This window comes from Nocardioides sp. S5-5, assembly GCF_054954065.1.
Genome location: NZ_CP199913.1, coordinates 986,174 through 1,012,358 on the forward strand (window position 1 = coordinate 986,174; position 26,185 = coordinate 1,012,358).

A 26,185-nucleotide genomic window follows, 5' to 3' on the forward strand; every position below is an offset into this window, starting at 1 on the left:
AGTCAGCCGACCCCTCCAACCGCCGGCGGTGCATGGGAGGCCTTGCATGTCCCTGTCCTATCGCGCGCGACTGAGGCTGCGCCGAGCGGTCATCAAGTACGGCATCGACAACGGACGCTTCGACGTGCTGCACCAGCTGCCGAAGCTCGGCACCTGGGAGCGTGAGCGGGTCCCGGCGGACATGCCGCGACTCGAGCAGCGCCGGGAGCTCTACGAGCGCCTCCAGTCGAGCGTCCTGGGGGACGACGCGATCGACTACCTCGAGTTCGGGGTCTACAAGGGCGAGTCGATGGGCTACTGGACCGACATCCACCGCCACCCGGGCTCGCGCTTCTACGGGTTCGACTCGTTCGAGGGCCTGCCCGAGGACTGGCACTACTTCGGCGGGACGATCGAGCAGTCGACGTTCGACGCCGGCGGGGTGGCTCCCGCCATCGACGACGACCGGGTCCGGTTCGTGAAGGGACTCTTCCAGGACTCGGTGCCCGGCTTCCTCGACAAGTTCGAGCCCCAGAGCCGGATCGTGCTGCACTGCGACGCCGACCTGTACTCCTCGACGCTCTACGCCCTCACCCAGTGCGACCGGCTGCTCGTGCCGGGCTCGGTCGTGATCTTCGACGAGTTCGCCTCGGTGATCAACGAGTTCTCGGCGTTCCGCGACTACTGCGTCGCCTACCGCCGCGAGTACGACGTCGTGGCCTGCACCCAGCACATGCTGCAGATCGCCGTCGTCATGAGGTGAGCGCGGCAGCGGCGCGTGGCCTGGTCGCCCTGGCGCTCAGGCCACGTCCGCCTCGGGGGCCGGGCTGTACACCGGGTGGGCCAGGTCGGAGGCGTGCAGCACCCGGCGGCGCGGCTCGACGAGGCGCATCGCGCGCTCGTAGGTCAGCGGCCTGCGCAGCCCGAAGGTGATCAGCACCGTGTTGAGCAGGATCAGGAAGTCCAGCCGCAGGCTCGGGGCGAAGGCGGTGCGAACCGAGTACGCCGACTCGAGGGCGAGCCGCTGCCGGTCGTCGACGCCGTGGCGGCCGATCAGCTGGGGCAGGCCGGTGAGGCCGGCCGGGGTCACCCAGCGGGAGTCGATGTCGCCGTGCTGCTCGCTGAGCGCCTCGCGGACGACGTCGGTGAGCGGCCGGGCGCCGACGATGCTCATCTCACCGCGCAGGACGTGGATGAACTGCGGGATCTCGTTGAGCCCGAGCCGGTCGAGCACCCGCCCGATCGGCGTGTAGAGCGGCGAGTCGGGCGGCGTGTTCAGGAAGCGGCCGTCCTCGACGGGCGCCGTCACCTTGTTGGCGTTGGGCACCATGACCCGCAGCTTCATCATCTCGATGGCGGCGCCGGGTCCGACCCAGCGCCGCGACCTGTAGAAGATCGGCCGACCTGACAGCACCAGCACGGCGATCGCGGAGAGGGCCACGACAGGCACCCACACCACGGCAGCCAGGCAGATGACGACGACGTCGAACGCCCGCTTCTTCACCAGTGACCTCCACCAGAAATGTGTCCCCGAATGTGCGGGTTGAGGCGGTCCCGCGAACCTCTCAACGACCGAGTGCCCGATGGGATACGTGTTCTCGTCAGAACTTTGCGAGGGATCGTTGATCGCGCACCGCGACGCCGCACTGCGCGGCGAGCAGGCGCTCGAACCTGGTGGCGCAGCGCTCCAGCGCGAACTCCTGCTCGGCGAGGTCCCGGGAGGCCTCGCCCAGCTCGTCGCGGAGCTCGGCGTCGCCCAGCACGCCGCTGACCCAGGTGGCCGCCTCGGCGAGCGAGTGGTCGGCCGGCGGCAGCACCAGGCCGCCGGCGCGGGTGACCAGCGACGACGCGAGGTTCTCCCCGGGCATCAGGCCCAGCACGGGACGACCGGCGCACAGGTAGGACAGCGTCTTGGACGGCACCGAGAAGGCGCCCGCCTCCTGCTCGAGGAGCACGACCAGCACGTCGCCGGTGCCGAGCACCTCGGGCAGCCGCTCGTAGGGCTGGAACGGCAGCAGCGTGACGGGTACGTCGAGCCGGCGCGCCTCGTCCTGCAGCACCTCGACCGCGGGCCCCTCGTTGACGACGACCAGCCGCACCGGCCTGCCGGCGTCGTGGACCGCGCGCGCCAGGCGGACCAGCAGCGCGGGATTGTGCTTGAGGCCCAGGGTGCCCGAGTAGACGAGGGTCGCGACGTCGTCGAGCTCGTGCTCGATGGCCCAGTCGTTCTTGCGCTCGGTCGGGACGATCTCGTCGAGCGGCGCCCAGTTGGGGATGACGGTGACCTTGTCACCGGTGCCCCAGGCCTCGTGGACGGGGACGAACGACGGGGCGATCACGACGATCGCCGCCGCCCGGCGCGAGCACCACCGCTCGGCCACCTCGAAGGCCCAGGCGACGAACGCGAAGCGCCGCGGCAGCTTGGAGCCGGTGAACGACCTCACCGCGACGGCGTAGACGTCCTGGTGCCACAGCACCCACGGTCGCCGCAGCAGCGCGGTCACGAACGCGAAGATCACCAGGGTGGGGATCTGCACGTTCGACAGCATCACGATGTCGGGGTTCACCCTGCGGACGTGCCGCACCAGCTCGACGCCGCGCCGCATCTCGCGCAGCAGCCGCTGTGCCATCCGCTGGTTGTCGACCTTCTTCGCGCCGCCGATCGCCTCGAAGGTGACCGACTCGCCGGGGGTCGCCTCGAGGCGCCCCTTGCCGGAGACGTAGCCCTCGACGTACGAGTGGGTGACGTCGTGGCCGCGCCGGGCCAGCTCACGGCTGAGCTCGGCCTGGAAGGGGTGCCCGCTGTGGTCGTGGACGAGGATCCGCACGTGCCGTCCGCCCGATCAGCCCTGGGCGCGCTTGACCTGGTCGTAGACCCAGGCATAGGTCCGCGCGAGGCCGTCGGCGAGACTGATCGACGGCTCCCAGCCGAAGACCTCGTTGATCATCGTGTTGTCGGAGTTGCGCCCGCGCACGCCCTGCGGGGCGGAGAGGTCGTACCTCCGCTCGCACTTGATGCCGGCGATCTCCTCGACGATCGAGTAGAGCTGGTTGATCGAGACCAGCTCGGCGGAGCCCAGGTTGATCGGGTCCTCCAGGTCGCCGGCCAGGATCATCTGGGTGCCCTTGACGCAGTCGTCGATGTACATGAACGAGCGGGTCTGCTCGCCGTCGCCCCAGATCTCGAGCTCGTGCCGCCCGGAGATGACCGCCTCGGCGATCTTGCGGCACACGGCGGCGGGGGCCTTCTCGCGCCCGCCGGTCCAGGTGCCCTCCGGCCCGTAGACGTTGTGGTAGCGCGCCATCCGGGTGGTGAGGCCGAAGTCTTCGCGGAAGTGGCGGGCCATCCGCTCGGTGAAGAGCTTCTCCCAGCCGTAGCCGTCCTCCGGCATGGCGGGGTAGGCGTCGGACTCCTTGAGAGCCGTGACCGAGGTGTCGGTCTGCTTGTCGGCGGCGTAGACGCAGGCCGAGGAGGAGTAGAAGTAGCGTTCCACGTCGTACTTGTGCGCGGCCTGCAGCATGTGGGTGCTGGTGAGCACCGTCAGCATGCACAGGGCCTTGTTGTTCTCGATGAAGCCCATGCCGCCCATGTCGGCGGCGAGCATGTAGACCTCGCGCGCGCCCTCGGTGGCCGCCTCCGCCTGGTCGAGCAGCGACAGGTCGCCGACGGAGTTCTGCGCGTCGGGATGGACCTGGTACCACTCCTCGATCGGCTTCACGTCGACCGAACGCACCGTCTTGCCCTGGGCGAGGAGGTCAGCGACCAGGTGACCTCCGATGAAGCCGCCGCCGCCGGCGACGAGCACATCTACTGGGCCCGAGTTCATGCGCACTCCCTCATGTCGATTGGATCCGCCCCCCAGCGTCGAGTGACCAACGAGACGCCCTCGGGTGCGTCACGGCCCGACGCCGGAATCCGGGTCGAGAGGGGGAAGGCCGGGATCAGGTCTCCCCAGGTCCCGGGTCAGCGCAGGTGGCGGCGGATCACCTCGGCGGTGGCGCGCCAGGTGAACGCCGCGGCGAACTCCTGCCCGGCCCGCAGCTGCTCCGGCGTGCGCGCCCGGGCCCGGCGCAGCGCCTCGGCGAGATCCGCGGGCGAGGTCGTCGAGGCGACCTCGGCCAGCCCACCGGTCACCTCGGCGAGGGCGGGGTCGTCGGAGACGACGACCGGGATGCCGAGGCGCAGCGCCTCGGCCGCAGGCAGGCCGAAGCCCTCGAAGTCGGAGGGGAAGACGACCAGCCCGGCCCCGGTGAAGCAGCGCTGGAAGGACGCGTCGTCGAGCCAGGGCATCAGCTCCACCCGGGAGCCGATGCCGAGGTCCTCGACCTGCCGGCGCGCGGCCTCCCGGTCGGCGCGGCCCATGCCGACCAGGCGCAGCCGCCAGTGCTCGTCCGTGCGGCAGAGCTCCGCCCAGGCGGCGATCACGGCGTCGGCGTTCTTGTTGGCGAAGTGCCCGAACGCCAGGGCGTACGGCGGGTCGGCGGGCTCGGTGGGCGCGGGCCAGGCGAGCGCGTGGTCGGACCCGAGCACGGCCGCGTGGCCCCTGCCGGCGACCGAGGGGTGCCGTTCGCGCAGGTCCGACAGGGTCCGCTCGGAGATGGTGAAGATGCCGTCGGCCCGGCGCATGCTCCAGCCCCAGGACAGGCGGCGGGCCCAGCGCGAGGCCCGGGAGAACTGGTGGGGGCGCAACTCGTGGCGCAGGTCGTAGAGGAGCACGCCGCGCGGGCAGCCGGCGCCGAGCAGGCCGCTGGCCGGCACCCCCGAGAGCAGCGCGTCGGGACGCAGGCCGCGGGCGGCGCGACGTGTGCCGAGGGTGCGCAGCCACAGCGTCCCGGCCCTGCCCCCGACGGGCGGACGCACCTCGTGGACCGCGACGCCGGCGCCCGGGTCGAAGGCGGGTCCACCAGGTGTGGTGAGCACCGTGATCCGGTCCTCGGGCGCCAGCTCGCGCCATCCGCGCAGGAGGTGCTCGACCACGATGGCGGCGCTGCCTTCTCGGACAGCGACCGCGTCCACCAGCAGGTGCATGGTCGGCGACGATACTGTGCAGCCGTGACACGGCCTAGCTGCGCAGTCGTCCGGGACCGCATGCCTCCCGGCGTCGCCTCCCACCACGCACGGGGAGGTCGATGAGCGTGGAGACGCGCATCGTGACGGGCTGCTTCGCGCTGGCCGCGGTCGCCCTCGCGGCGGCGGCCTCGCGCGGTCCGTTCGGCGCCGTGGCCGCGGGCATGCTCGCGGTCCTGATCTGCGCCCTGGCGGTCCTGGGGCGCGAGCGGGTGGCCACGGCCGCACTGGGCGGTGCCTTCGCCACGGCCCCGATGTACCGCGGCCTGATCGACTCCAGCGTCGCCACGCCGACCGACGTGCTCATGCTGCTGGGCATGGCCCTGCTCCTGCCCGAGCTGCTCCAGCGCAAGGTCCAGATCCCACCGCTCTTCTTGTCGGCCCTCGGCCTGCTGACCGTCTGCGGGGTGCTGGCCTCGGTGGTGAACCCGGCGCCCTACGCGAGCATGGTCTTCGTGGCGCAGTGGCTGCTGCTCCTCGGCGTGCTCCCCATCGTGCTGCTCGTCTGGCAGCCGAGCCGGACCGTCGTCAACGGCTTCTTGTGGTGCTACATCGGCGGCCAGCTCGTCAGCTTCGGGAAGGCCCTCCTCGAGGGGGCCGCCCTCAACAACCGGTACGACGGCCTGGCCCACCACGCCAACGACTTCGGCCTGGCCGGGGCCGTGGTGGTGTGCGCGGTGCTCTACCTCTTCCCGCAGCACCGCTCGCGGCTCGTGCGGGTGCTGCTCGCCGGCGCGATGGTCCTGGGGCTCGGCACGGTGGTCATGAGTGGCAGCCGGGGCAGCACCCTCGCGGTGGCCGTCGTCGTCTTGCTGGTGCCGGTCGCCGAGCGGTCGGGCATCTGGGCGCTGGCCCTGACCGCGATGGGGGCGCTGGGCCTGGTCCTGCTCCCGTACGTCCTGCAGATCGGTGGTCAGGGCGGCTCGATCGCGCGGCTGGCGGGCGACGCGACCGCGGCCGCCTCCGACACCGAGCGCGAGGCCGCCATCGCCGACGGCATCGCCCGGTTCCTGGACTCGCCCTTCCTGGGCAGCGGTCTGGACCCGCTCGTCGGCACCTACCACAACGTCTTCCTCGAAGCGGCGGTGGCGGTCGGCATCTTCGGCACGACCGCCTACCTGATCGTCTGCTACGTGCTCGCCCGGCCGCTGTTCACGACCCACCCGCTGCGCCGGCTGACGTACCTGACCTGGCTGTTCCTGGTCGTCGGCATCACGTTCCCGGGCCTGGTGGACCGCACGGTCTCCATCCCGATGGCACTCGCGATCCTGGCCGTCGTCCGGGTGCCCGAGCCCGAGAGCGAGCCCGAGACCGGGGCGAGCGTCGTGGCCGGCCGCCGGACCGCCCCGGGGGGCCGCGGATGACGGCGGTGGTCCTGGTCGGGTTCAACCGGCCGGCGCACACCCGCCGCACGATGGACGCCGTCCGCCGGGTCGCGCCCGAGCGGCTGTTCCTCCTCGCCGACGGTCCGCGGGCGGGCCGCCCCGACGACGAGGCCGCCTGCGCCGAGGTCCGGGCGGTGATGGACGCCGTCGACTGGCCCTGCGACGTGCGGCGGCGCTACAGCGACGAGAACCTCGGGTGCGAGGGCAACGTCGAGACGGGCCTGGACTGGGTCTTCGGCCAGGTGGGCGAGGCGATCGTGCTCGAGGACGACTGCGTCGCCGACCCGACCTTCTTCTCCTACGCGCAGGAGCTGCTCGAGCGCTATCGCGACGACCGGCGGGTGTGGCAGATCGCGGGGAACAGCCACGGCATCCCCGCGACCCGGTTCGGCACCGACAGCTACCGCTTCGCCGCCTGGGCGAGCGTGTGGGGCTGGGCCACCTGGGCCGACCGCTGGCAGGCCCACCGGGCGGCCTTCCCGCGCGACCACCGCGGTGGCGCCGGCGGCGCGCCCGTGCGGACGCACGCCACCACGCCGCGTCCCGGCCTGCTGGTCACGCGGGGCGGCCTTCGGCACTTCACCGAGGCCGCGGTCTCCGACGACGTCGTGCGCCACGGCTGGGACAAGCAGTGGTGGATCACGATGCTCGCCGAGGGCGGCCTGGCCGCGACGCCGGGGACCAACATGGTCGAGAACATCGGCTTCGGTGCCGGCGCCACCCACGGTGTGTTCGAGCGCGAGACCGACCCGGCCCGTCCGATGCCCCAGCCGCTGCGGCATCCCGAGCGGGTCGAGCTCGACGTCGAGGTCGAGCGCGAGCTCGAGCTGCTCCTCAACAGGATCGGCGGCCCGACGACCGAGCTCGCCCGGCGGCTGATCACCCACCCCCGCCTGCGCGCGCTCGCGCGCCGGATCCTGCACAGTCGCGCAGCCGTCCGGACCACCCGCGCGCTGTCGCGCGTCACCGATCGCCGAGGAGCTCCCCGTGGCCTTTGATGTCCCCGTCGTCCTGGTCGCCTTCAACCGTCCCCGCGTCACCCAACGGGTGATCGACGCGTGGCGCCAGGTGAAGCCGTCCCGGGTGTTCGTCATCGCCGACGGTCCCCGCCCCGGCAACGACGAGGACGTCGAGCGCTGCCGTGCGGTGCGGGAGATCATCGAGACCATCGACTGGCCGTGCCAGGTCGAGCGCCGCCTGGCGGAGAGCAACATCGGGCTGGAGGCCAACGTCGAGCTCGGCCTCGACTGGGTCTTCGGCCAGGTCGACCGCGCGATCGTGTTCGAGGACGACTGCGTGCCGGACCCGTCGTTCTTCCCCTTCTGCGAGGAGCTCCTGGACCGCTACGCCGACGACGAGCGGGTGTGGCTGATCGCCGGGGACAAGAAGCTGGTGCCGCGCGAGTACTTCAAGGGCCACAGCTACGCCTTCAGCAGCTGGGCGAGCGTGTGGGGATGGGCGACCTGGGCGGACCGGTGGCAGCGGCACCGTGCCCTGTTCCCGCGCGATCACGAGGGCGCCGCCGAGCGGTCCGGAGCCAAGCCGCGCACCGCCGACGCGGTCCGGGTGGAGCCGGCGCCGCCCGCGCCCGGCGCGCTGACGACCGATGCCGGCAACCGGCACTTCCTCAAGGTGTCGCAGACCCTCGACGGCGACCACTACGGGTGGGACCACCACTTCTGGGTCACGATCATCTCGCAGGGGGGACTGTGCGCCTCGCCGTCGCTCTACATGATCGAGAACGACGGGTTCGGCCCCGACGCCACGCACACCCGTGCCAACCGCCAGCCGCGCCCGGCCCAGGAGATGGCCTTCCCGCTGGCCCACCCTCCCGCCGTGGCCCTGGACCGCGACGTCGAGACCGAGCTCGAGCTGGTGCTGCTGCGCATCGACGGCAGGCTCTCGCGGATCGCCAAGCAGGTCGTGCGACCGCTGTGGCTGCGCAAGATCGTGCGCCGCATCATCACCCAGCCACTGGTGTGGAAGATGGTGCGGCGGTTGGTCGCCCGCTGACCCGGTCAGGCCCGTCAGGCCCGGTCAGGCCCGTCAGGCCCGGCGGGCGGTGACGTCGAGGATGATCCGCGGGGCCACCGGACTGTGCACGACGGCGTCCATCGCGCGAGCGGCCGGGCGCAGCGCCCACGCCGGCGGCCGCAGCGAGGCGAGATAGGCCTCCGAGGTCAGCGAGTAGCGGGCCTGGGGCGCGACCCGGATGTCGGTGAAGCCGTGGCGCGCGAGCAGTGCGGTGATGCTGCGCGGGGTGTGCAGGATGCGGTGGTGCCCGGCCAGGCGGCGGTCGGAGAGCCGCGCCAGGCGGCCGCCGGTCGCGCGCTTGGCGCCGATCAGCACCCGGTCGGCGAACGTGCGGTGCGGCGTCTGCAGGAACAGCAGGCCACCCGGCTTGAGGATGCGCGCGGCGCCCGCGACCATGCCGGGTCCGTCCGCGGTGTGGGCGAGGACGCACCACATCGTGACCACGTCGACCGGCTCGGGGTCCGCGAGCGCGTTGAGGTCACCGAGATCGAGGTCGATGCCGTAGCGACGCTTGGCGACGGTGATCGCACCCTCGAGGATGTCGTTGCCGCCGACGGCGAAGCCGTACTCGTCGCGGGCGATCGCCAAGAACTCGCCGTCCCCGGCACCGAGGTCATAGAGACGGGGGCTCGCGACGTCGCGCAGCTCGTGCTTGAACCGGGTGAGCTGCCTGTTCCACTCGCCGGTGCCCACCGACTCGCGCTTGTTCTCGACCCAGGTGTCGACATAGTCCTCGGGCAGGTCCTCGAGGGTGAAGGTCGCCGGCGGCATCGGCGCGTTGACCAGCCAGGCAGCGCCGCAGGCGCCGCAGGTCACCACGACGTGCCCACTGCCGCGGGACTCCGGGCCGCGGCTGACGTCGGTGGACTCACAGGCCGGGCAGCGGGTGTCGTCCTGCTCGCTCATCGACGGCGCTCCTCGGGAGTGGGCATGGGGTGGGTGGTCAGGTGGTCGAGGACCAGGCGGCGGGTGGCGGCCCGCCCGGCGTCGTTGGTGTGGCAGCCGTCGTCGGTCTTCTCGGCCGGAAGCCGGCCCGCGCCGTCGGCGAGGGCCGGGCGCAGGTCCAGCGCGCTGACCCGCGGGTCGTCGGGCACCGCCGCGAGGAGGGCGTCGGTCAACCACCGGTGCGCGGCGACCCGCGCGTCGATGTCCCCGGCGATCGGGAACATCACGTGGTCGGCGATCTCGTCGCTCGGCGGCGGCGGGGTGAGGATCACGACCCGCGCGGCGCCGATCAGGTCCGCGAGCGCGACGGCCCGGTCGACGTACGCCTGCACGAAGCCGGCGTCGAGGCCGTCGCCGAGCCGGGGCGCGAGATGGCAGCGCACGTCGATCTCGCCGAAGACGAAGAAGCAGGTGAGCCGCCGCGAGGCCGGGAGCCGCCCGAGCTTGCGGGCGTGGGCCTCGACGACGCTCGGGAAGCCGCGGGCGGCGATCGAGTGCATGATCCGCGGCCCGAGGTGCCAGATGAACCGCCGCTCGCTCACCGTGTCCATGAACAGGGGGAAGCGGTCGGTGTTGAGCAGCACCGTGTGCGAGTCGCCGATCCACAGCTCGCGGACCCGGCCGCTGCCGATCCCGGCGAAGAGCCGGGTCGCGCCGACCGCGCGCATGGTCTTCCACGCCGCGCGCCGGCCGGCCTTCTCCAGGGCGGACCTCATCGGCGGGGCGCGCTCCAGTCGGGGACGGCCTCGGCCACGGTCGTGTCCTGGCCGGTGGTCACCTCGACGAGCGGCAGGTGGCCGATGACGGCCAGCCGGTCGCCGACGCCGCGCATCCGGGCCAGGGTGCCGTCGGCACGACGCGAGGTGAGGTAGCGGCCCTCGCGGAAGCCCTCCGCGGTGGTGAGGGACGGCAGTGCCCCCGCGCTCTCCTCGCGGACGAAGAAGGCGTTGACGCCGTTGCTGGAGCAGCCGACGAAGCGGTAGCCCCGCCGCGTCGCGTGGTGGACCAGGGCACCGAGGGACGCGCCGAAGTAGGTCTGGGAGTAGTGCTTCTCGCTGTTCACGAACGCCGGGTCGTAGGGCACCGTGACCGCCGCGTCGGGACCGAACAGAGCGTTGTACTCGGCGACCAGGATGGTCGGCCGCACGTCGGTGATCGCCTCGAGGAGCCAGTAGTCGACGCCGTCGACGTCCATCGACAGCAGGCCGATCTCGCCCCGCAGGCCGTTGTCGGTGATGAGCGAGTTGACGTTGTCGGTGGTGACGAAGGCGCTCACCGGCTCGACGTCGTGGCGCCAGCTCAGGCCGGAGGTGGTGATGAACCGGACGTGGTCGTCGCCGCCGTTGATCGCGATGCCCCGCCAGTTGTCGTTCTCCAGCAGGAAGCGGGTGTTGGACTCGCTGTAGTCCCCGGTCCCGATCTCGACGAAGGTCGTCCGGGCCGGGCGGGCCTCGCGCACCAGGTGCTGGATGATGCCGTCCTCGCCGTACTGCGAGAACACGGTGAACTCGGCGTCGGCCAGCTGCGCGGGCGTGGGCCGCACGTCCATCAGGTGCACCTCCAGCCGACCGATCGCGGCCCGCAGCTGGTCCTGCTCGTGCCGGACCCGGCGGAAGACCTGCCGGGCGACGGGAGCGTCGGAGAGCTGGCGCAGCGAGAGGTTCGGAAAACCGGGGAACCCGGGCACGGGAGACCTCCGTCGATCGGGAGCGGGGGGATGGCGCGAGCGGCCAAGCCTGGACAAGGGGTGTCGTGCGGAGGATAACGTCAGTCGCGCCCCGTGCGCCGCAGGATCACTCCTGCCTGCCCAGGAACGGCTTGTCGAGCTTGCGGACCGACGTGGCCGGGATGCCCGAGACGACGTGGAGCGGCTCGACGTCCCTGGTCACGACCGAGTTGGCCCCGATCACCGCGCCGTCGCCGATGTGGCAGCCCTGCAGGATCATCGCGTTGGCGCCCACGAAGACGTTGTCGCCGATGTAGGTGGGCTGGCTCGGGTCGAGCGGCTCGGTCATCCGCATCGCGCCGATGTTGCTCCCGCTGTTGACGCGCAGGCCGCGACCGGCGCGGACGTCGGCGCCGATGGTCACCCCGGGGCCGTGGGCGAGCACGAACCCGGGGCCGATCCGGGCCTTCGGGTGGATGTCGGCTCCGGCCCAGATGATCCCGAACGCCTTGAACGCGAACGCCAGCGGCCACAGCGGCGTCCCGCGCAGGGAGGAGCCGATGCGGAAGGCGATCAGGGCATGCACCTGCGGGGCGAGCGCGGTCTTCCCGAGCAGGTAGATCCAGAATCTGGGGCCGGTACGCCGCCCGGCGTCCACGGTGGCCCTCAGGTCGTCGGCGAGGAGCTGCAGCATGCGCCGATTCTGGCATCGGCGGGGCCGCTCGTGGCCCGGTCGACCAGACTCGGGGCAATCGTGCGCATCCGCCGTCCGGGCCGGGTCCGCACTGGTAAGGTCCGCGACGATTCCGACGGAAGGTGCTCCCATGAATGACGTACGCAACTCGGTGGTCGCGATCATCGAGTCGCTCCTGACGGCCGCCGACAAGTCGGACGCCGTCGTCGCGATGGACAGCCTCCTGCACGGTGAGGGCGGCCTCGAGCTGGACTCGCTGCAGACCGCGGAGCTGTCCGCCACCTTGGAGGACGAGCTCGGATCCGACCCGTTCAGCGCCGGTGAGATGCCGGAGACGGTCGGCGACATCGTGGCGTTCTACACCGTCGCCGCATGACGCTCGAGCGCGGCCGGCGCACGGTCGTCGTCACGGGCGGGAGCAAGGGGCTCGGCGAGGGCATCGTCCAGTCCTTCCTCGACTCCGGTGACCGGGTGGCGACCTGCGCGCGCTCGGAGACCGCCGCGGTGCGGCGCTGGCGCGACGATCCGGCACACGCCGATCGCTTCCTCTTCGTCACGGCCGACCTCGCCGATCGCCAGCAGTCGACGTCCTTCGTCAAGGAGGTGATCGGCCGGTGGCGCTCGATCGACGTCCTGGTCAACAACGCGGGCGTGGCGCGTGACGGCATCTTGGCGCTGTTCTCCGACGACGACACCGACACGGTGATCGACCTGAACCTCAAGGCGACCGTCCACGTCTCCAAGCAGGTGGTGCGCAACATGCTCGCCCACGGCGGCGGCCGGATCGTCAACATCTCCTCGATCACCGGCCTGACCGGCTACCGCGGCCTGGCCGTCTACGGCGCGTCGAAGGCCGGCCTCGACGGGTTCACCCGCGGCCTGGCCCGGGAGGTGGGCTCGCGCCGGATCACGGTCAACAGCATCGCCTCGGGCTATCTGCGCACCGAGATGAGTCACGGGCTGGACGAGGGCCAGCTCGACCAGATCGTGCGGCGTACGCCGGCCGGTCGCCTGGGGGAGCCCGACGACATCGCGCGCGCCGTCCAGTTCCTCGTCGAGGAGCGCAACGACTGGATCACCGGACAGACGCTCGTCGTCGACGGCGGCCTGACCAGTTAGCTCCACGGCGTGACCCCGCACCCGTCCCTCCCCGACGGCCGCGCACTCGGCGCGTCCGAGGCCTACTACTGGATGCTCGAGCACCGGTGGCCGGTCAACGTGTTGTGCGTCGTCGAGCTGGACGCCGAGCCGGACGAGGTGCGCGCCGCCTGGGCGGCGACGGTGGAGCTGATGCCGGTGCTGCGGGCCCGCGTCGTCGCCGCGGACCTCGGCGCCACCCTGCGCTACGACGACGCGATGCCCGACCCGCCCGTCGAGGCGACCGGGAGCGTGCGCGACATCATGGCGGCGCAGGCGAGCCTGCGCCTGGCGCTGGACTCGCACGTCGCCCGCTGCGTCATCGTCCCCCCGACCACCCGGTCCCCGGCGACCACCGCGATCCTCATCGCGCACCACACGGTGATCGACGGTCGCGGGATCGCCCAGGTCGCGCGCGTGCTCGGGGCCCTGGTGTCCGGCGAGCAGCCGCCCGACGTCCCCCTGCTGCGACCGTCGATCTCCCTGGAGCAGGCGGCCGCCGCGACCACGGACTCGCGCACCAGGCGCCGCGAGCTGCTCGCCGTCGCCCGGGAGATGAGGGGCGAGGCGAGCCATCTCGACCGCGCGGTGGCACTGCCGATCCATCGGGACGCCGACGACCTCGCCCCGGACCTGGTCTTCGACTTCATCCGGCTCGACCGGCACGCCACGACGTCGCTGGTGGGCGCGGCCCGCGCCCAGGGCGCGACGATGCACGGCCTGCTCGCGCAGGAGGTGCTGCGCGTGTGCGCCGACCTGTCGCCCGGCGTCGCTCCGATCGCCCTGTCGACGACCGTCGACCTGCGGGTCGCGATGGGCGTCGGCCTCGACCAGCCGGTCGGCCAGGCGGCCTCGCTGATCTCGGCCGGCTACGACCCGGCGCTGCCGGACGGCGAGCTGGCCCGCGCGGTCTCGGCCGACGTCCGCCGTCGGGTCGACCGTGGCGAGGCCGAGCTGCTGTTCGCCCTCACCGGCGCGGACCGGCTGTCCGCCGCCCGCGACCCGGAGGACGTCGTACGACGCTGGATGACGGGCCTGACGCCGTCGTTCTGCGTCAGCAGCATCGGCGTCCTCGACTGGCCGCTGCCACCCGCGGTCCGCACGTTCACGATCGCCCTCGCGCCCGCGCCCAACCAGGTCGGGTTCTTGGTCGCCATGACCGTCGACGGCGCGTTGACGGTCGTGGTCTGCTTCGACCGCAGTCGCCTGTCCGTCGACACCACCCAGCTCACGCGGGCGATCGAGGAGCGTCTGGTCGCGGCGGCCACCGACGGGCAGGGCATGGCCTAGGCTCGGCGATCGTGATCGAGCTGCTGCGTCGTGTCCGGTCCGAGGATCCCGAGCGCGTGGCGGTCCTCGCGCAGGAGAGCTCCCCGACCTATGCGGAGCTGACGGCCGACGCCGAGTCCCTGGCCGCCGGCCTGCGAGCCGCCGGCGCCGACCGCGTCGCGGTGGTGACCTTCGACATCGCGCTGATCGTGGCCGTCCTCGCCGCGTCCTCGCTCGCGGGCGTGGAGGCGTGCGTCTACGCGCCCGACATCACGGCGGCGGAGCTGGAGCGCCAGGCGGCGGCACTCGGCCACACCGTGCTGCTCACCACGCGCGACGACCTCGACGCCGCCGGGCTCGACGTGTGGCGACCCGAGCAGATCCGTGGCCGGGGGGAGCCGATCGAGGACCCGCCGGCGACGCGGCCGCTGCTCGTGCTGACCACGGGCACCACCGGCCTGCCGCGCGGCGTGCGCCACGACTGGGCGCGTCAGCTCTCGCGGGTTCCCGCGGCGGCGAGGGGAGCGGGGGAGCGCTGGCTGCTCGTCTACGGGCCGAACCAGTTCGCCGGCCTGCAGGTGCTGATCCACGTCTTCGGCGCGGGCGCGACCCTGGTCGCGCCGCCGGTGCGGCGCCCGCAGGCGGTCAAGGACGACCTCTTCGACCGCGGCGTCACCCACATCAGCGCGACGCCGACCTTCTGGCGGTTCCTGCTGGCGGAGCTGCGCGCGGATGGTCGACCGGCTCCCGCCCTGCGTCAGGTCACCCTCGGCGGCGAGGCGGCACCGGCGTCATTGCTGGACGAGCTCGAGACGGCGTTCCCCGACGCCCGGATCTCGCATGTCTACGCGGGGTCGGAGTTCGGATCCACCGGCTCGGTCAGCGACCGGCGCAACGGGCTGCCCGCCTCCCTGCTCGAGCGCGGCGACGACGGCCAGGTGCGTCTGAAGGTGGTCGACGGGCAGCTTCTCGTGCGCTCCGACGCGTCGATGCTCGGCTACTACGGGGAGGAGGACCGTCCGGCCGACGACTGGTGGCCCACCGGCGACCTGGTCGAGGTGGTCGACGGCCGGATCGAGTTCCGTGGACGGGTGTCGGACGTGATCAACGTCGGCGGGGTGAAGGTGCATCCGCTGCCGGTCGAGGAGCGGGTCGCGGGCGTGCGAGAGGTTCGCGCCGCGCGGGTCTACGGCCGCGTCAACGCCCTGGTCGGTGCCGTGGTGGCGGTCGACGTGGTCCTCGAGCCGGGCGCCGACCCGGCCGCCGCGAAGGCTGCCGTCAAGGCTGCCTGCGCGGACCTGCCCCGCCCCGCGCAGCCGCGCAGCGTGCGGATCGTCGAGGAGCTGGCCGTGAAGGGTGGCAAGACCGTGCGCGGTCTGGCGGACGGCAGCCCGCCCGACCACTAGTGGTCATCTCCGTTGAATCGTCCGGGGTCTACGCACCCACCGCACGCACCCCGCCGCGTTGGCGACGCTCGGAAGACAACCCGGTATGCCGTCGCGCCGCCGCCTTGCGCTGTTCGCACCGTGAGCACGGATACCCTCGACGAATCAACGGAGATGACCACTAGCATGCCCACCGTGATCTCCCCACGAACCGCACTCTCCTCGGTGCGCCTGCGCGCAGGTTGGCTGATCAGGGACCGGTTCCCCCGTCGGGCCGTCGTTCGCGAGGTGCAGGGAGTCCGGATGGTGCTGCCGTGGTCGCACCGGCTGCCCGACTATGCCGGCAACGGCTCGGTCTACGGGCAGAACCTGGTTCGTCTCGCGCGCGCGCTCGCCGACCTCGAGCCGCCCCTGACCGTCCTCGACGTCGGCGCCAACGTCGGCGACTCGACCCTGCAGATCCTCGACGCGGCCGACGGCCGGGTGCTGTGCGTGGAGGCGGACCGCTACTACCTCGACTTCCTGCACCGCAACGTCGACGGCGATGCCCGGGTCACCGTCGTCGAGTCGCTGCTCGCCGTCGACGACGCGGCAGCCCGTACGACCGCCGTCCGCTCGGGTGGCACCACGCGGTTCGTCGAGGCCGTCGGCGACGCGGACGCGGACGCGATGCCGTCGATCACCCCGCGGCGGCTGCGCGAGACGCAGCCCGACTTCGCCGACCTGCGCCTGGTCAAGTCCGACACCGACGGCTACGACGTCGCGCTGGTGCCGGTGATCGCCGAGGCCTGGCGGGAGTCCCGGCCGGTCCTCTTCTTCGAGTACGACCCCTACCTGATCAGGATCGCCGGCTACGACCCGGTGGAGGTCTGGGCCAGGCTGGCCGACCTCGGCTACCGCGAGGCCGCGGTGTGGCACAACGGCGGCGCCGACGTCGGGCGGATGACCGGCGCGCAGATCGCCGATCGGAGCGCCGAGCTCGACGACTTCAACCCGCGCCGGCCCGGCCGTCGCGCCTACTGGGACGTGGCGATCGCTCACGACGACGACCCGAGCGGTCGCGCGGCTCTCGACCGCGTCATGCCGCGCAGGCCATGACGTGGCAGCCGATCCTCCGGTGCGCGCCGGCCTCGTCTTCGTCCTGTTCGACCCGGACGAGGAGTACCTCGCGAATCTCGCGGCGGCCGCGCGCGCGTGCCCGAATGTCGTCGCCGTCGACAACACCCCGGACCCGGACCCGGAGCTCCACGATCGCCTGCGCGCCTCGGGCACGCGCGTCGTCGCGCAGCGCAACCAAGGTGGTCTCGCCGGGGCGCTGAACGTCGGCGCCGAGCTGCTCTTCGAGGAGGGGGCCGACCTGGTCTTCTTCCTCGACCAGGACTCGCGGGTCGCGGACGACTTCTTCGCCGACATGCTGCGCGCCTGCGCGGACGTCCCCGGTGACAGCTTCGTGCTGGGGCCGAAGGTCTACGAGACCACGATGGACGTCTACATGGCGGTGAGCCCGCCCGACGGGGCGGCGCCGGTCCCCATGTCGCGGGACACCACGGGGCTGTACCCGGCGAGCATGGTGATCACGTCCGGCTCGCTGGTGACCCTGGGCGCCTGGCGCCGGCTGGGCCCGCTGCGCGAGGACTACTTCATCGAGTTCCTCGACGCCGAGTACGGCATGCGCGCGGCGACGCTCGGCGTGCCGGTCCTCGTGACCGGCGCGGTCACGCTGCGCCAGACCTGGGCGAACACGAGGCAGCACGGTCGCGTGTTCACCTCGCACGCCGACCACCGCCGCCGGTACTACATGGTCCGCAACGGGCTCGACGCGGCACACCGGTACCGGAGTCCGCGGCGACGCTATCTCCGGCTGGCCGCCCGCGAGCTGGTCGCCGTCGTGGCCCTCGAGAAGGGGAAGGCCGGGAAGGTCGCGGCGATCGTCGCCGGAGTCGCCGACGGCTACCGGGGTCGACTCGGTAGGTTCGAGGACCGTCAACCCCGCCTTGCCCGCCGATTGGGAAAGACCGCATGACTGAGCCCGGTGCCACCACCTTTGCCCGCCTGCTGAAGGACCACCTCGCTGCCGGCGTGATCCGGAGCGACGACTCGGTGCTCGTGCAGTTCGCGGGCACGTTCGACGAGATGGTGTGCCGCGAGGTCGGCCTGACGAACGTCACCTTCGTGAACATCGCCCCGGACAGCCCGAGCAGCGAGATCGGCGGGACCGCGTTCGACGCGCACCGGATGCCGCAGGCCTCCGGGTCCTACGACCACGTGATGGGCCACTCGGGCATCCACCACTGCAGTCGCCCTCACGAGGCGCTGCACGAGATGTACCGGATCGCGCGCAAGACCGTGCTGTTCGTGGAGAACCAGGACTCCGCCCTCATGCGCGCCGCGACCAGGGCCGGCGTGGTCGGCTGGTACGAGCTGGCGGCGGTCGTCGCCGACGGGTACGACACGGGCGGCGTCGACGGCACCGGCGTGCCGAACTTCGTCTACCGCTGGACGCGGCGCGACCTGTACAAGGCGGTCGCCGCCTTCGACCCGGCCTACGACATCCCGATCGAGGTCCACACCGAGTGGAACCTCGGCACCGGCCGGGTCGCCTCGGAGGTGCTGCGGCGCAAGCTGCGGCTCAGCGAGGCCAACGCCGCGCGCGCCTTCACCCAGGGGCAGCGGGCGCTGAACAAGGTCGCGTCGCGCCAGGGCAACATCTTCGCGGCCACGATCCGCAAGGACCTCGCCACGCTCCACCCGTGGATGGAGACACCACAGCAGATGCGTCGCGACGCGTGAGCAGCGGCCGTCACAAGGCCGCTCGCGGGGCCTCCCAGCCACGGACCCAGGCCAAGGTCTCCGACGCGGTCTACGTCCTCGCCGCGGGCATGGGGAACCAGGTCCTGACCCTGGCCTCCGGCCCGCTCATCGCCCGGATGCTGGGGCCGTCCGGCCGGGGCGAGGCCGTCATGGTCCTGGCCGTCGCGCTGTTCGCGAACCAGGTCATGCTCGCCAGCCTCACCGGGGCGGTGTCCCGCTCGGTCGCGGCGGCGCACGCGCCGGGACGCGACGTGGTCGGTCCGTTCCTGCGGGGCTGGCTGGCCTGGACCTTCCTCGCCGCCCTCGGCGCGGCCGTCGGCGTGCTGTTCGCGCTGCGCGACGCGGCCCAGCTGCCCGTCCTCGTGCTGCTGACCTTCGTGGCGACCTTCGTCGGCGGCGCCCACAGCCTGCTGCGGGCGATGGTGTTCGGTGAGAACAGGATCCGCCGGGCGATGGGGGCCGAGCTCGGCTTCATGGGCACCTACGTCGGCCTGGTCGTCGCGCTGTTCGTGGTCCACCGCGACAACCCGCCGAGCCTGGTGCTCCTGTGCTATCTCGCGGCGCAGCTGGTGGGCCTGACCCTGATGCACCGCGCCCTGCAGCCGTCGGCCGGGGGGCGGGCCGACCCGGCGACCCGCACCGAGATCCACCGGTTCGCGCGGTCGTCGTACTTCAGTGCCTTCGGCACCCTGGACCGCCTCGGCGTCGACTCGATGATCCTCGGCCAGATGCTCGGCGTCGCCGCGCTGGGCCTCTACTCGGTGGCGTCGTCGATCGCCCTGATGCCGGCCGTCATGGTCGGCACCCTGGCGGCACCGCTCATGCCGAAGATGGTCGCCGCGTCCCCGCGCCTGGGCGCGGCCCTCCTGCGGCGGTGGTCGCTGGGGTCGCTGGTGCTGCTCGCGATCATGCTGCCGGCGATGTGGTTCATGATCCCGCCGGCGGTACGGATCTTCTTCGGCCCCGAGTTCGAGGGGTCGATCCACATCTCGAGGCTGCTGCTGGTCGCCAACGCGGCCTTCGCGCTGCGACTGCTGTGGGACTCCGCGGCGAAGGCGCAGGACCGGGAGAAGGCCGCGTCGGTGCTGTCCTTGCTGGCGAGCGTGGCGCTGCTCGGCTCGCTGGCCCTGGGCGCGCACCTCGACGGACTCAACGGCGCCGCCATCGGCATGGTGCTCGCCTCCCTGGTCAGCTGCCTCGCGATCGCGTCCATCGTGTCGTGGAGCGGTGCCGGCGTCGTGCGCCGCACCCCCGAGACGGCGCAGCGCCAACCGACCCCCCAGCCCGACGAATAGGATCCATCCCGTGCGCGACTTCGTGACCACACTGGCCTTCCTGCTGCCCGGCTTCCGCCTGAAGGTGAGGATCCTCAACTGGGTGGGGCACGACATCCACCCCTCCGCCAGGATCGGCATCAACCTGGTGCGCCGCGTCCACTTCGAGGTGGGCGAGGACGTCATCATCGGCCACTTCAACGTGTTCGGCGGATTCCGCAGGGTCCAGATGGGCCCGCAGAGCAAGATCGCCTACTTCAACTTCTTCATGCCCGGCGTGCGTGGCGACGACGTCTCGCCCACCGACGACCCGCATCTCGCGGAGATGCGGGGAACGCTGCGCATGGAGAAGCGTGGGCGGATCGTCAGCTTCCACACCTTCGACGTGTCCGGCGGCGTCATCATCGGCGAGGACTCGACCGTGACCGGCATGCGCTGCCTGTTCCTCAGCCACGCGTTCGACCCGACGGGGGAGGGCGTCATCGTCGAGCCGATCCTCGTCGGGCGACGCTCGATCATCTCGACCTCATGCACGCTGCTGGCGGGGTCGGTGGTCGGCGACGGGGCGCTCCTGGCCGCCGGATCGACCCTGTGGACCCGGCAGCAGGCGGCCGCGGGCAGCCTGCTGGGAGGTGTGCCCGCCCGCCGGCTGTCGCCGATCGAGATCGCGGACTGGGTCTACGACTGGTGATCGGCTGAGCGGTCGGGCGCGCGCGGCCGCGCGGCGTCAGGCCGCCTTCCTCTTGAACAGGTAGAAGCGGTCGTGGAGGTCGATCAGCGGCAGCAGCTCCTCGCTGTCGTGGATCGGTCGGGAGTCGACGAGCTCGTAGCCGCGGTCCAGGACGTCTTGGCGGAACGGCTCCATGCTGCCGTCGAGCTCGGTGCTGCGCAGCTCGTCGGGCGTGTTGGGAACGATCAGCAGCCACGGGATGTCGCGCTCGGCGATGCGGTCCAGCCACCACCGGATGGCGTCGTGGGAGCACTCGGAGAAGCTGTGGATGTTGACCGCGACGTCGTAGCGCTCGCCCAGCGTCTCGTGCTCGGGCAGCGGCACCACGCGCACCGACGCGGGCAGCTCGCGGAAGCGGGTGTAGTAGTCGCACAGGAAGGTCGAGGTGGCGACGCCGTCGATGCAGTCGTAGGCCGCCAGGTTGGGCAGAGCGGCCGACATGCGGTGGGCCAGACGGCCGTAGCCGGCGCCGATGTCGAGGACCCGGAGGCCCTCGATCCGACTCAGGCCCATCTGGTCGTCGAGGTAGTTGATCTCGTTGATGCTGTCGAGCAGATCGCGGCTCACCGAGGGGCGCGAGCCGAACTCGAAGGTCCAGGCGCCGAAGAGGCCGTCCTCGTCGACCTCGTCGATCACCCCGAGGTCGTCGCGGGACAAGACGTCGAGCATCGCGAGGTACATCCGGATCCGCGCCGCCTTGCCGAGCTGGCGGAACTGCCAGACGTAGGCGTTGTCGCCGCGGAACCACGCCATCGACAGGTTCTTCTTGAGGAAGGACTGCTGCCACTGGGTGTGGACCGCGGCGGGGATGTCGAGCGCGTCGTAGGCGGCCTGCAGCTCGACGAGCCGCGGGTTGTCGGCGCGGAGGTACTCGTCGGCCCCGTCCGGCAGGCTCACCTGGTCGTTGTGGGTGACCGACACGTAGCGGCGGGTCTCCTCGTCGACGCGGCTGACCATGATCCCGGCGCGCGCGGCGCCCATCCGGGCACGGCGGACCAGCCAGCCGCGCATCAGTTCAGGGTTCGCCCGACGGGCTCGAGCCACGAGCTTGCGGGGGGGATTGGGAGCCACGAGGCGCAACTGTAACGGTGGGGCGGCGGCGTCTGCTGGAATGTTCGCGCAACATCTCCATTTTCAGCACCGTCAGGAGCCGCATCGATGGCCCTCCCCCCTGCGCTTCGTCGCTGGTGGCCCCTCTTCAAGCGCCTGCATCGACTCCTCACCCGGTCGTGCGGGTCGGTCTTCCGTCTGCTCGCCCCCGTCCTGGGCAGCCAGGGCGTCCCGCGGCGCGCCACCGAGCGGTCCCAGGACACGGTGCTCCTCGACCGGGCGGTGCGGCTGCACCGCGGCGCCGACGGCGCGTCCCTCGAGCGGCGTCCCACCCCGGGAGATCCGGCCCGCCACTGGGTGTTCGAGGTCGAGACGGCCGACATCTCGCCCAGCTTCCTGCTCGAGGTCGAACGCGGCCGGCTGGTGGGTGACTTCGCCGCCACGGTGACGCCGACCGGGGTCCTCGACCACGAGACCAGCCCCTACTTCGGGGTGGCGGACTGGCGCGAGCACCCGCTGTACCTGCGCCCGACGTTGGGCGAGGTGCATCGGGTCGACGGCACCGTGCTCAGCCTGACCGCCCGCGGCACGGCGGCGAACTACTACCACTTCCTCTACGACGCCGTCGCCCGCTACCAGGTCTACGAGCAGCACTTCCCCGACCTGACGCCCGACGCCGTCGTGGTTCCCCACCAGACCCGCTACCAGCGCCAGCTGCTCGAGCTCGCCGGGATTCCCGGTCCGTACCTCCAGCCGGAGCGCGGCCGCACCTACCTGGCCGATCGGCTGCTCGTGCCGAGCAACCCGAACTGGGCGCTCGAGGCGCCGCCGGGCGTCGTGTCGTGGCTGCGGGACCGGCTGCCGCCCAAGAGCCCCCCGGCTGCCCCGGTCCGGCTCCTGCTCACGAGGGGGACGACTCCGCTCACCCGACGCTACGTCGAGGAGGAGGAGCTGCTGGCGGCGCTGACGGAGCGTGGCTTCCAGCGACTCGACCCCGGGACCTTGAGCGTCCAGGAGCAGATCGACGTCTTCCACGCCGCCGAGGTGATCGTCGCGCCCCACGGGGCGGGGCTGACCAACGTGACGTTCAGTCCGCCGTCGGTGCGGGTCCTGGAGCTGTTCCCCTCGACCTACGTGCATCGCGGCCTGTGGGCGATCTGCCAGGCGCTCGGCGCCCGCTACCGCTACCTGGTCGCCGAGGGCCCCGGGAGCCCCTCGGGGCCGAACGCCGGGATCGCCGACGACGTCTCGATCCCGCCGGCGCGGGTCCTCGCGGCGCTCGACGAGCTGATGTCGATGCCCTGAGGAGCGGCGAGACGCCAGCGCGCCACTAGGCCTTGCGCCGCCCCCGACCGCCGGACTCGGCCGGGACCCGGCTGCCGCTGGTCTCCTCGTAGTAATAGTAGTAGTACGAGCCGACGGCACGCTTGGCGACCATGTTGACGACCATGCCGTAGAGCCTGGCCCCCACGTGCTGCAGGCGGTTGATCGCCTCGTTGACCTGGTCCTTGGTGGTCTTGCCGTGCCGCACGACCACGATGACGCCGTCGGCCAGCGTGGCGAGCACCGACGCGTCGGCCACGGGCAGCAGCGGCGGTGCGTCGATGATGACCATGTCGTACGACGAGCGCAGCCGCCGGATGAGGTCGTGGGTGATCTTCGACTGGAGGATCTCGGTCGGGTTCGGCGGCTTCGCGCCGCTGGCCAGGACGTGGAGCCCGCTGGGCTCGTGGACCTGGATGGCGTCGTGGATCTCGGCCTTGCCGACCAGCGCCGTCGTCATGCCGACCGCCGGGTCGAGTCCCAGGGAGCTCGCCACCCGCGGGCGCCGCAGGTCGGCGTCGATGATGAGCGTGTTGCGACCGGTCTGGGCCAGGGCGACGGCCAGGTTGGTCGAGGTCATCGTCTTGCCCTCGCCCGGCACCGCGCTGGTGATGACCAGGCAGCGCGGCTGGTGGTCGAGGTCGATGAACTGCAGGTTGGTCCGCAGCAGCCGGAAGGCCTCGGTGCGCGCGGCGAACCCGCCGAGGTCGGTCAGCAGCGGTGCGGCCTTGATGTCGCTGTCGAAGCCGACGCTGGCCAGCACGGGTGCGTCGGTGAGCTCCGCGACGTGGTCGGCGGTGCGGATCGTGCGGTCGAGGATCTCGCGGGCCACCGCCAGGGCGACGCCCAGCAGGATGCCGACGATGGTCGCCGCGACCAGGTTGAGGATGATGTTGGGGCTCACCTGGCGGCGGTTGAGGCTGGCCTCGCGGGTCTCCTGCGCGACGATCTGGGACTCGCCGCCGGCCGTCGGGGTCTCCAGGTCGGCGATGTAGTCGATGAACTCGCGGGTCGCCACGTCGGCGATCATCCGCGCGTCGTCGGGGTTCGTGGCCCGCACCCGCAGATCGATCAGGGAGGTGGTCTGGACGACGGTCGCCGAGATGTCGTCGGCGAGCTCCTCGGAGGTCAGGTCGATGTTGACCTGCTTGAGGATCCGGTCGGCGAGCTTGGTGCTGCTCGCGAGGTCGGCGTACGAGCTCGCGCGCCCCGAGGCGAACAGCGATGCCGCGTAGGCATCGGTCGTGTCGCGGACGTCGACGCTCAAGAACACCTGGCTGCGCGACTCGTACATCGGCGTGCGGGTGAACGTGAAGGCGGCGCTGGCGCCCACGGCGAGCAGGACGATCGCGACGATGCTGATCCAGCGACGGCGGAGCACCGTCAGGAACTGCTTGAAGTCCAAGACCCAACCCTTGCTGTCGGTACCGTGTGCCACGGACGAGTGAGGTGATCCTAGTCAAGAGCACGGTGCGATCGACGGTGGCTCCGGTGTGTCATGCCTGAAGTACGTCGCCGGCGGACCCGCGGCCCGCGCCGGGTCGGGCGCCGGGTCGGCCGATTCTGTCGCTCCCACCCCCGTGCCGCGGGGATCGTGGCGCTCGGTGCCGTGGTCGTGCTCGGCGTGTCGTGGTCGGCCTGGACCGCGTGGTCGGCGGCCCGGCACCTCGGCGAGGTGGCGGACCAGGCGCAGATCATGCGCGCCGCGCTCGTGCGCGGCGACGCCGCCGGTGCGCGGCGCGCGCTGGCGAGGTACCAGGAGGAGGCCGGGGCGGCGCGGGAGCTGACCGATGGCCCGACCTGGTGGGCCTTCGAGCGGGTGCCGCTGCTCGGTGACGACGCCCGGGGCGTCGCCGTCGTGGCCGACGTGCTCGCCGATCTCGGGCGCGACGGACTGCCGCCGGTCGTCGGCGCGGCCGACGAGGTGGCGGCCGACGCCTTCCGGCCCCGCGACGCGGTGTTCCCGGTGCGGCGGATCGCAGCCCTCGCCGAGCCGGCCCGGCTCAGCGAGGCGGCCTTCGAGGCCGCCACCACCGAGCTGGACGCGGTGGACGGCTCCGGCTTCGTCGGCCCGGTCGGCACCCGCTTCGAGCAGCTGCGCGGACTGGTCGACGAGGCCCGCAGCACCCTGGACTCGACCTACCGCGCGGCTCGGCTGATGCCGACGCTCCTGGGCGAGAAGCGCCCCCGCAACTTCCTCCTGGTGTTGCAGAACAACGCCGAGATGCGCAGCGGAGGCGGCCTGCCCGGCGCCCTCTCGCTGGTTCGCGCCCAGGAGGGACGCGTCGAGATCGTCAAGCAGCTCGACATGTCCGACATCGGCGAGATGACCGCGGACCTGCGGGTACCCCTCGACGAGGACGAGCGCGACCTCTTCGGCGACATCCTGGGCCAGGTCGCCGTCAACGCGACCCTCACCCCCGACGTGCCCCGCGCCTCGGAGCTCGTCCGGGCGCGGTGGGAGCACGCGACGAGGACCCGCCTCGACGGCATCCTGTACGTCGACCCGGTGGCGATCTCCTACCTCCTGCACGGCACCGGCCCGGTGCCGGTCTCCGGCTATCCACCGGTGAGCTCCGCGACCCTCGTCGCCGCGGTCGAGCACGACATCTATGCGCTCACCCCGGACCGGGACGTCCAAAGCGAGTACCAGCAGGCGGTGGCCAAGGCGGTCTTCGACGCGGTCGCCGGCGGACAGGTCGACTCCGTCGAGGTGATCCGCGGCCTGGTGCTCGGCGTGGCCGAGGGCAGGGTGCGCGCCCACTTCTTCGACGACCGGGCGCAGGACGACATCGCCGGCACCCGGATCGCGGGGGAGTACGTCGACCGGCGAGCCGACGGCCCGGAGGTCGGCATCTACGTCAACGACGCCGGCCCGACCAAGATGCAGTACTACCTGCGTCAGGAGGCCTCGCTCTTCTCGCGCAGCTGCGAGGGGGATCGCCAGGAGCTGCGCGCCTCGATCAAGCTCACCAACGCCACGCCGCCCAACCCGGCGTCGATCCCGGACTCGGTGACCGGGGCGTCGTACCCGGGGCAGCGCGCGGGGGCGGGCCAGCAGCTGCTGGTCCTCTACGTCAGCGCGCCGCGCGAGGGCGAGGTGCTCGACATCGAGGTCGACGGGCAGGACCTCGGGGGAACCTCGCTGCGGGAGTACGCCGGCCACGAGGTGGCGATCGTCGGGGTGCTCCTCGACCCGGGCAGGTCCCAGCGGATCGACGTCACGATGCGCTCGGGCAAGGGGCAGGCGGGCGACCCGCGCCTGGAGATGTCACCGGGCGCGGCGCCCGGCAGCTCGAACGCCACGGCGGTCTCCGCCTGCCGCACCCGCTGACCGTGCCCGCTGCGTGCTCCCACAGTTGGTGAGGCCTTCACCTCTCTCTTCACCTTCGGGTCATCGCAGGTCCACCGATCGACGCCGTCGACTTCACCGGG

Annotated in this window: 25 protein-coding genes; 15 read left to right on the plus strand and 10 right to left on the minus strand. The window is 72.0% G+C overall.

All coding sequences use genetic code 11. The features are described from left to right. The first annotated feature begins 46 nt into the window (after positions 1-46). Positions 47-742, plus strand: a complete 696-nt coding sequence (locus ACUP6Y_RS04680; RefSeq protein WP_462554475.1) for a TylF/MycF/NovP-related O-methyltransferase — start codon at positions 47-49, stop codon at positions 740-742. Between the two features lie 36 nt (positions 743-778). Here the strand turns inward: ACUP6Y_RS04680 and ACUP6Y_RS04685 are convergent, their stop codons facing one another. The 4 genes from ACUP6Y_RS04685 to ACUP6Y_RS04700 form a co-directional block, all read right to left on the minus strand. Continuing rightward, a complete protein-coding gene (locus ACUP6Y_RS04685) occupies positions 779-1,483 on the minus strand; it encodes a sugar transferase (protein WP_462554476.1) in 705 nt (234 codons plus the stop codon). A 97-nt stretch (positions 1,484-1,580) separates the two neighbouring features. Continuing rightward, on the minus strand, positions 1,581-2,807 hold the full coding sequence (locus ACUP6Y_RS04690; protein ID WP_462554477.1) for a glycosyltransferase family 4 protein: 1,227 nt from the start codon (positions 2,805-2,807) through the stop codon (positions 1,581-1,583). Positions 2,808-2,822: 15 nt separating this feature from the next. Beyond that, positions 2,823-3,806 (minus strand): NAD-dependent epimerase/dehydratase family protein, encoded by a 984-nt coding sequence (locus tag ACUP6Y_RS04695; RefSeq protein WP_462554478.1) that lies wholly within the window; start codon positions 3,804-3,806, stop codon positions 2,823-2,825. A gap of 137 nt (positions 3,807-3,943) precedes the next feature. Beyond that, positions 3,944-5,008: a glycosyltransferase gene (locus ACUP6Y_RS04700; RefSeq protein WP_462554479.1), complete on the minus strand. Its 1,065-nt coding sequence runs from the start codon at positions 5,006-5,008 to the stop codon at positions 3,944-3,946. A 101-nt stretch (positions 5,009-5,109) separates the two neighbouring features. Here ACUP6Y_RS04700 and ACUP6Y_RS04705 point away from each other — a divergent pair, with 101 nt between their 5' ends. The 3 genes from ACUP6Y_RS04705 to ACUP6Y_RS04715 are packed head-to-tail and all read left to right on the plus strand — an operon-like array spanning position 5,110 to position 8,445. Next, positions 5,110-6,411, plus strand: coding sequence for an O-antigen ligase family protein (locus tag ACUP6Y_RS04705; RefSeq protein ID WP_462554480.1), 1,302 nt, complete (start codon positions 5,110-5,112; stop codon positions 6,409-6,411). Continuing rightward, a complete protein-coding gene (locus tag ACUP6Y_RS04710; RefSeq protein ID WP_462554481.1) occupies positions 6,408-7,430 on the plus strand; it encodes a hypothetical protein in 1,023 nt (340 codons plus the stop codon). The genes ACUP6Y_RS04705 and ACUP6Y_RS04710 overlap by 4 nt, the downstream gene beginning before the upstream one ends. Beyond that, on the plus strand, positions 7,420-8,445 hold the full coding sequence (locus ACUP6Y_RS04715) for a glycosyltransferase family protein (protein WP_462554483.1): 1,026 nt from the start codon (positions 7,420-7,422) through the stop codon (positions 8,443-8,445). Before ACUP6Y_RS04710 ends, ACUP6Y_RS04715 begins: the two co-directional genes overlap by 11 nt. A gap of 33 nt (positions 8,446-8,478) precedes the next feature. Here ACUP6Y_RS04715 and ACUP6Y_RS04720 read toward each other — a convergent pair whose 3' ends face one another. From ACUP6Y_RS04720 to ACUP6Y_RS04735, 4 genes are all read right to left on the minus strand, one after another. Further along, positions 8,479-9,372: a methyltransferase domain-containing protein gene (locus ACUP6Y_RS04720; RefSeq protein WP_462554484.1), complete on the minus strand. Its 894-nt coding sequence runs from the start codon at positions 9,370-9,372 to the stop codon at positions 8,479-8,481. Next, positions 9,369-10,127, minus strand: coding sequence for an SGNH/GDSL hydrolase family protein (locus tag ACUP6Y_RS04725; protein WP_462554485.1), 759 nt, complete (start codon positions 10,125-10,127; stop codon positions 9,369-9,371). Before ACUP6Y_RS04725 ends, ACUP6Y_RS04720 begins: the two co-directional genes overlap by 4 nt. After that, positions 10,124-11,098: a hypothetical protein gene (locus tag ACUP6Y_RS04730; RefSeq protein ID WP_462554486.1), complete on the minus strand. Its 975-nt coding sequence runs from the start codon at positions 11,096-11,098 to the stop codon at positions 10,124-10,126. Before ACUP6Y_RS04730 ends, ACUP6Y_RS04725 begins: the two co-directional genes overlap by 4 nt. 106 nt (positions 11,099-11,204) lie before the next feature. Next, positions 11,205-11,771, minus strand: a complete 567-nt coding sequence (locus tag ACUP6Y_RS04735; protein ID WP_462554488.1) for a serine O-acetyltransferase — start codon at positions 11,769-11,771, stop codon at positions 11,205-11,207. A gap of 130 nt (positions 11,772-11,901) precedes the next feature. Between ACUP6Y_RS04735 and ACUP6Y_RS04740 the strand changes: the two genes are divergently transcribed. The 9 genes from ACUP6Y_RS04740 (at position 11,902) to ACUP6Y_RS04780 (ending at position 20,338) form a co-directional block, all read left to right on the plus strand. Next, positions 11,902-12,147 (plus strand): hypothetical protein, encoded by a 246-nt coding sequence (locus ACUP6Y_RS04740; RefSeq protein ID WP_462554489.1) that lies wholly within the window; start codon positions 11,902-11,904, stop codon positions 12,145-12,147. Further along, positions 12,144-12,890 (plus strand): SDR family NAD(P)-dependent oxidoreductase, encoded by a 747-nt coding sequence (locus ACUP6Y_RS04745; protein ID WP_462554490.1) that lies wholly within the window; start codon positions 12,144-12,146, stop codon positions 12,888-12,890. The genes ACUP6Y_RS04740 and ACUP6Y_RS04745 overlap by 4 nt, the downstream gene beginning before the upstream one ends. 9 nt (positions 12,891-12,899) lie before the next feature. Next, complete coding sequence (locus ACUP6Y_RS04750) at positions 12,900-14,198, plus strand: phthiocerol/phthiodiolone dimycocerosyl transferase family protein (RefSeq protein WP_462554491.1); 1,299 nt, start codon at positions 12,900-12,902, stop codon at positions 14,196-14,198. 11 nt (positions 14,199-14,209) lie between these two features. Then, a complete protein-coding gene (locus ACUP6Y_RS04755) occupies positions 14,210-15,583 on the plus strand; it encodes a class I adenylate-forming enzyme family protein (RefSeq protein ID WP_462554492.1) in 1,374 nt (457 codons plus the stop codon). 174 nt (positions 15,584-15,757) lie between these two features. Continuing rightward, on the plus strand, positions 15,758-16,660 hold the full coding sequence (locus ACUP6Y_RS04760) for an FkbM family methyltransferase (protein ID WP_462554493.1): 903 nt from the start codon (positions 15,758-15,760) through the stop codon (positions 16,658-16,660). 1 nt (position 16,661) lies between these two features. After that, a complete protein-coding gene (locus ACUP6Y_RS04765; RefSeq protein ID WP_462554494.1) occupies positions 16,662-17,585 on the plus strand; it encodes a glycosyltransferase in 924 nt (307 codons plus the stop codon). Further along, positions 17,582-18,352, plus strand: coding sequence for a class I SAM-dependent methyltransferase (locus ACUP6Y_RS04770; protein ID WP_462554495.1), 771 nt, complete (start codon positions 17,582-17,584; stop codon positions 18,350-18,352). Before ACUP6Y_RS04765 ends, ACUP6Y_RS04770 begins: the two co-directional genes overlap by 4 nt. Then, positions 18,349-19,668 (plus strand): lipopolysaccharide biosynthesis protein, encoded by a 1,320-nt coding sequence (locus ACUP6Y_RS04775; RefSeq protein WP_462554496.1) that lies wholly within the window; start codon positions 18,349-18,351, stop codon positions 19,666-19,668. Before ACUP6Y_RS04770 ends, ACUP6Y_RS04775 begins: the two co-directional genes overlap by 4 nt. Positions 19,669-19,678: 10 nt before the next feature. After that, positions 19,679-20,338 carry an acyltransferase gene (locus ACUP6Y_RS04780; RefSeq protein WP_462554497.1) on the plus strand — a complete coding sequence of 220 codons (660 nt, stop codon included), beginning with the start codon at positions 19,679-19,681 and terminating at the stop codon, positions 20,336-20,338. 36 nt (positions 20,339-20,374) lie between these two features. Here the strand turns inward: ACUP6Y_RS04780 and ACUP6Y_RS04785 are convergent, their stop codons facing one another. Beyond that, on the minus strand, positions 20,375-21,388 hold the full coding sequence (locus tag ACUP6Y_RS04785; RefSeq protein ID WP_462554498.1) for a class I SAM-dependent methyltransferase: 1,014 nt from the start codon (positions 21,386-21,388) through the stop codon (positions 20,375-20,377). A 147-nt stretch (positions 21,389-21,535) separates the two neighbouring features. Here ACUP6Y_RS04785 and ACUP6Y_RS04790 point away from each other — a divergent pair, with 147 nt between their 5' ends. Next, positions 21,536-22,732 carry a glycosyltransferase family 61 protein gene (locus ACUP6Y_RS04790; protein WP_462554499.1) on the plus strand — a complete coding sequence of 399 codons (1,197 nt, stop codon included), beginning with the start codon at positions 21,536-21,538 and terminating at the stop codon, positions 22,730-22,732. Positions 22,733-22,757: 25 nt separating this feature from the next. Here ACUP6Y_RS04790 and ACUP6Y_RS04795 read toward each other — a convergent pair whose 3' ends face one another. Then, positions 22,758-24,155: a tyrosine-protein kinase domain-containing protein gene (locus ACUP6Y_RS04795; RefSeq protein ID WP_462554500.1), complete on the minus strand. Its 1,398-nt coding sequence runs from the start codon at positions 24,153-24,155 to the stop codon at positions 22,758-22,760. Positions 24,156-24,248: 93 nt separating this feature from the next. Here ACUP6Y_RS04795 and ACUP6Y_RS04800 point away from each other — a divergent pair, with 93 nt between their 5' ends. Continuing rightward, positions 24,249-26,084, plus strand: a complete 1,836-nt coding sequence (locus tag ACUP6Y_RS04800; RefSeq protein ID WP_462554501.1) for a DUF4012 domain-containing protein — start codon at positions 24,249-24,251, stop codon at positions 26,082-26,084. Positions 26,085-26,185: the final 101 nt, after the last annotated feature.

What these genes read in the sequence shown, in the direction of transcription:
- ACUP6Y_RS04680 (WP_462554475.1), top strand. Translation starts at nt 47, where the DNA reads ATGTCCCTGTCCTATCGCGCGCGACTGAGGCTGCGCCGAGCGGTCATC.
- ACUP6Y_RS04695 (WP_462554478.1), bottom strand. Translation starts at nt 3,806, where the DNA reads ATGAACTCGGGCCCAGTAGATGTGCTCGTCGCCGGCGGCGGCGGCTTC.
- ACUP6Y_RS04700 (WP_462554479.1), bottom strand. Translation starts at nt 5,008, where the DNA reads ATGCACCTGCTGGTGGACGCGGTCGCTGTCCGAGAAGGCAGCGCCGCC.
- ACUP6Y_RS04705 (WP_462554480.1), top strand. Translation starts at nt 5,110, where the DNA reads ATGAGCGTGGAGACGCGCATCGTGACGGGCTGCTTCGCGCTGGCCGCG.
- ACUP6Y_RS04710 (WP_462554481.1), top strand. Translation starts at nt 6,408, where the DNA reads ATGACGGCGGTGGTCCTGGTCGGGTTCAACCGGCCGGCGCACACCCGC.
- ACUP6Y_RS04720 (WP_462554484.1), bottom strand. Translation starts at nt 9,372, where the DNA reads ATGAGCGAGCAGGACGACACCCGCTGCCCGGCCTGTGAGTCCACCGAC.
- ACUP6Y_RS04725 (WP_462554485.1), bottom strand. Translation starts at nt 10,127, where the DNA reads ATGAGGTCCGCCCTGGAGAAGGCCGGCCGGCGCGCGGCGTGGAAGACC.
- ACUP6Y_RS04735 (WP_462554488.1), bottom strand. Translation starts at nt 11,771, where the DNA reads ATGCTGCAGCTCCTCGCCGACGACCTGAGGGCCACCGTGGACGCCGGG.
- ACUP6Y_RS04740 (WP_462554489.1), top strand. Translation starts at nt 11,902, where the DNA reads ATGAATGACGTACGCAACTCGGTGGTCGCGATCATCGAGTCGCTCCTG.
- ACUP6Y_RS04745 (WP_462554490.1), top strand. Translation starts at nt 12,144, where the DNA reads ATGACGCTCGAGCGCGGCCGGCGCACGGTCGTCGTCACGGGCGGGAGC.
- ACUP6Y_RS04770 (WP_462554495.1), top strand. Translation starts at nt 17,582, where the DNA reads ATGACTGAGCCCGGTGCCACCACCTTTGCCCGCCTGCTGAAGGACCAC.
- ACUP6Y_RS04785 (WP_462554498.1), bottom strand. Translation starts at nt 21,388, where the DNA reads ATGCGCGGCTGGCTGGTCCGCCGTGCCCGGATGGGCGCCGCGCGCGCC.
- ACUP6Y_RS04790 (WP_462554499.1), top strand. Translation starts at nt 21,536, where the DNA reads ATGGCCCTCCCCCCTGCGCTTCGTCGCTGGTGGCCCCTCTTCAAGCGC.
- ACUP6Y_RS04800 (WP_462554501.1), top strand. Translation starts at nt 24,249, where the DNA reads ATGCCTGAAGTACGTCGCCGGCGGACCCGCGGCCCGCGCCGGGTCGGG.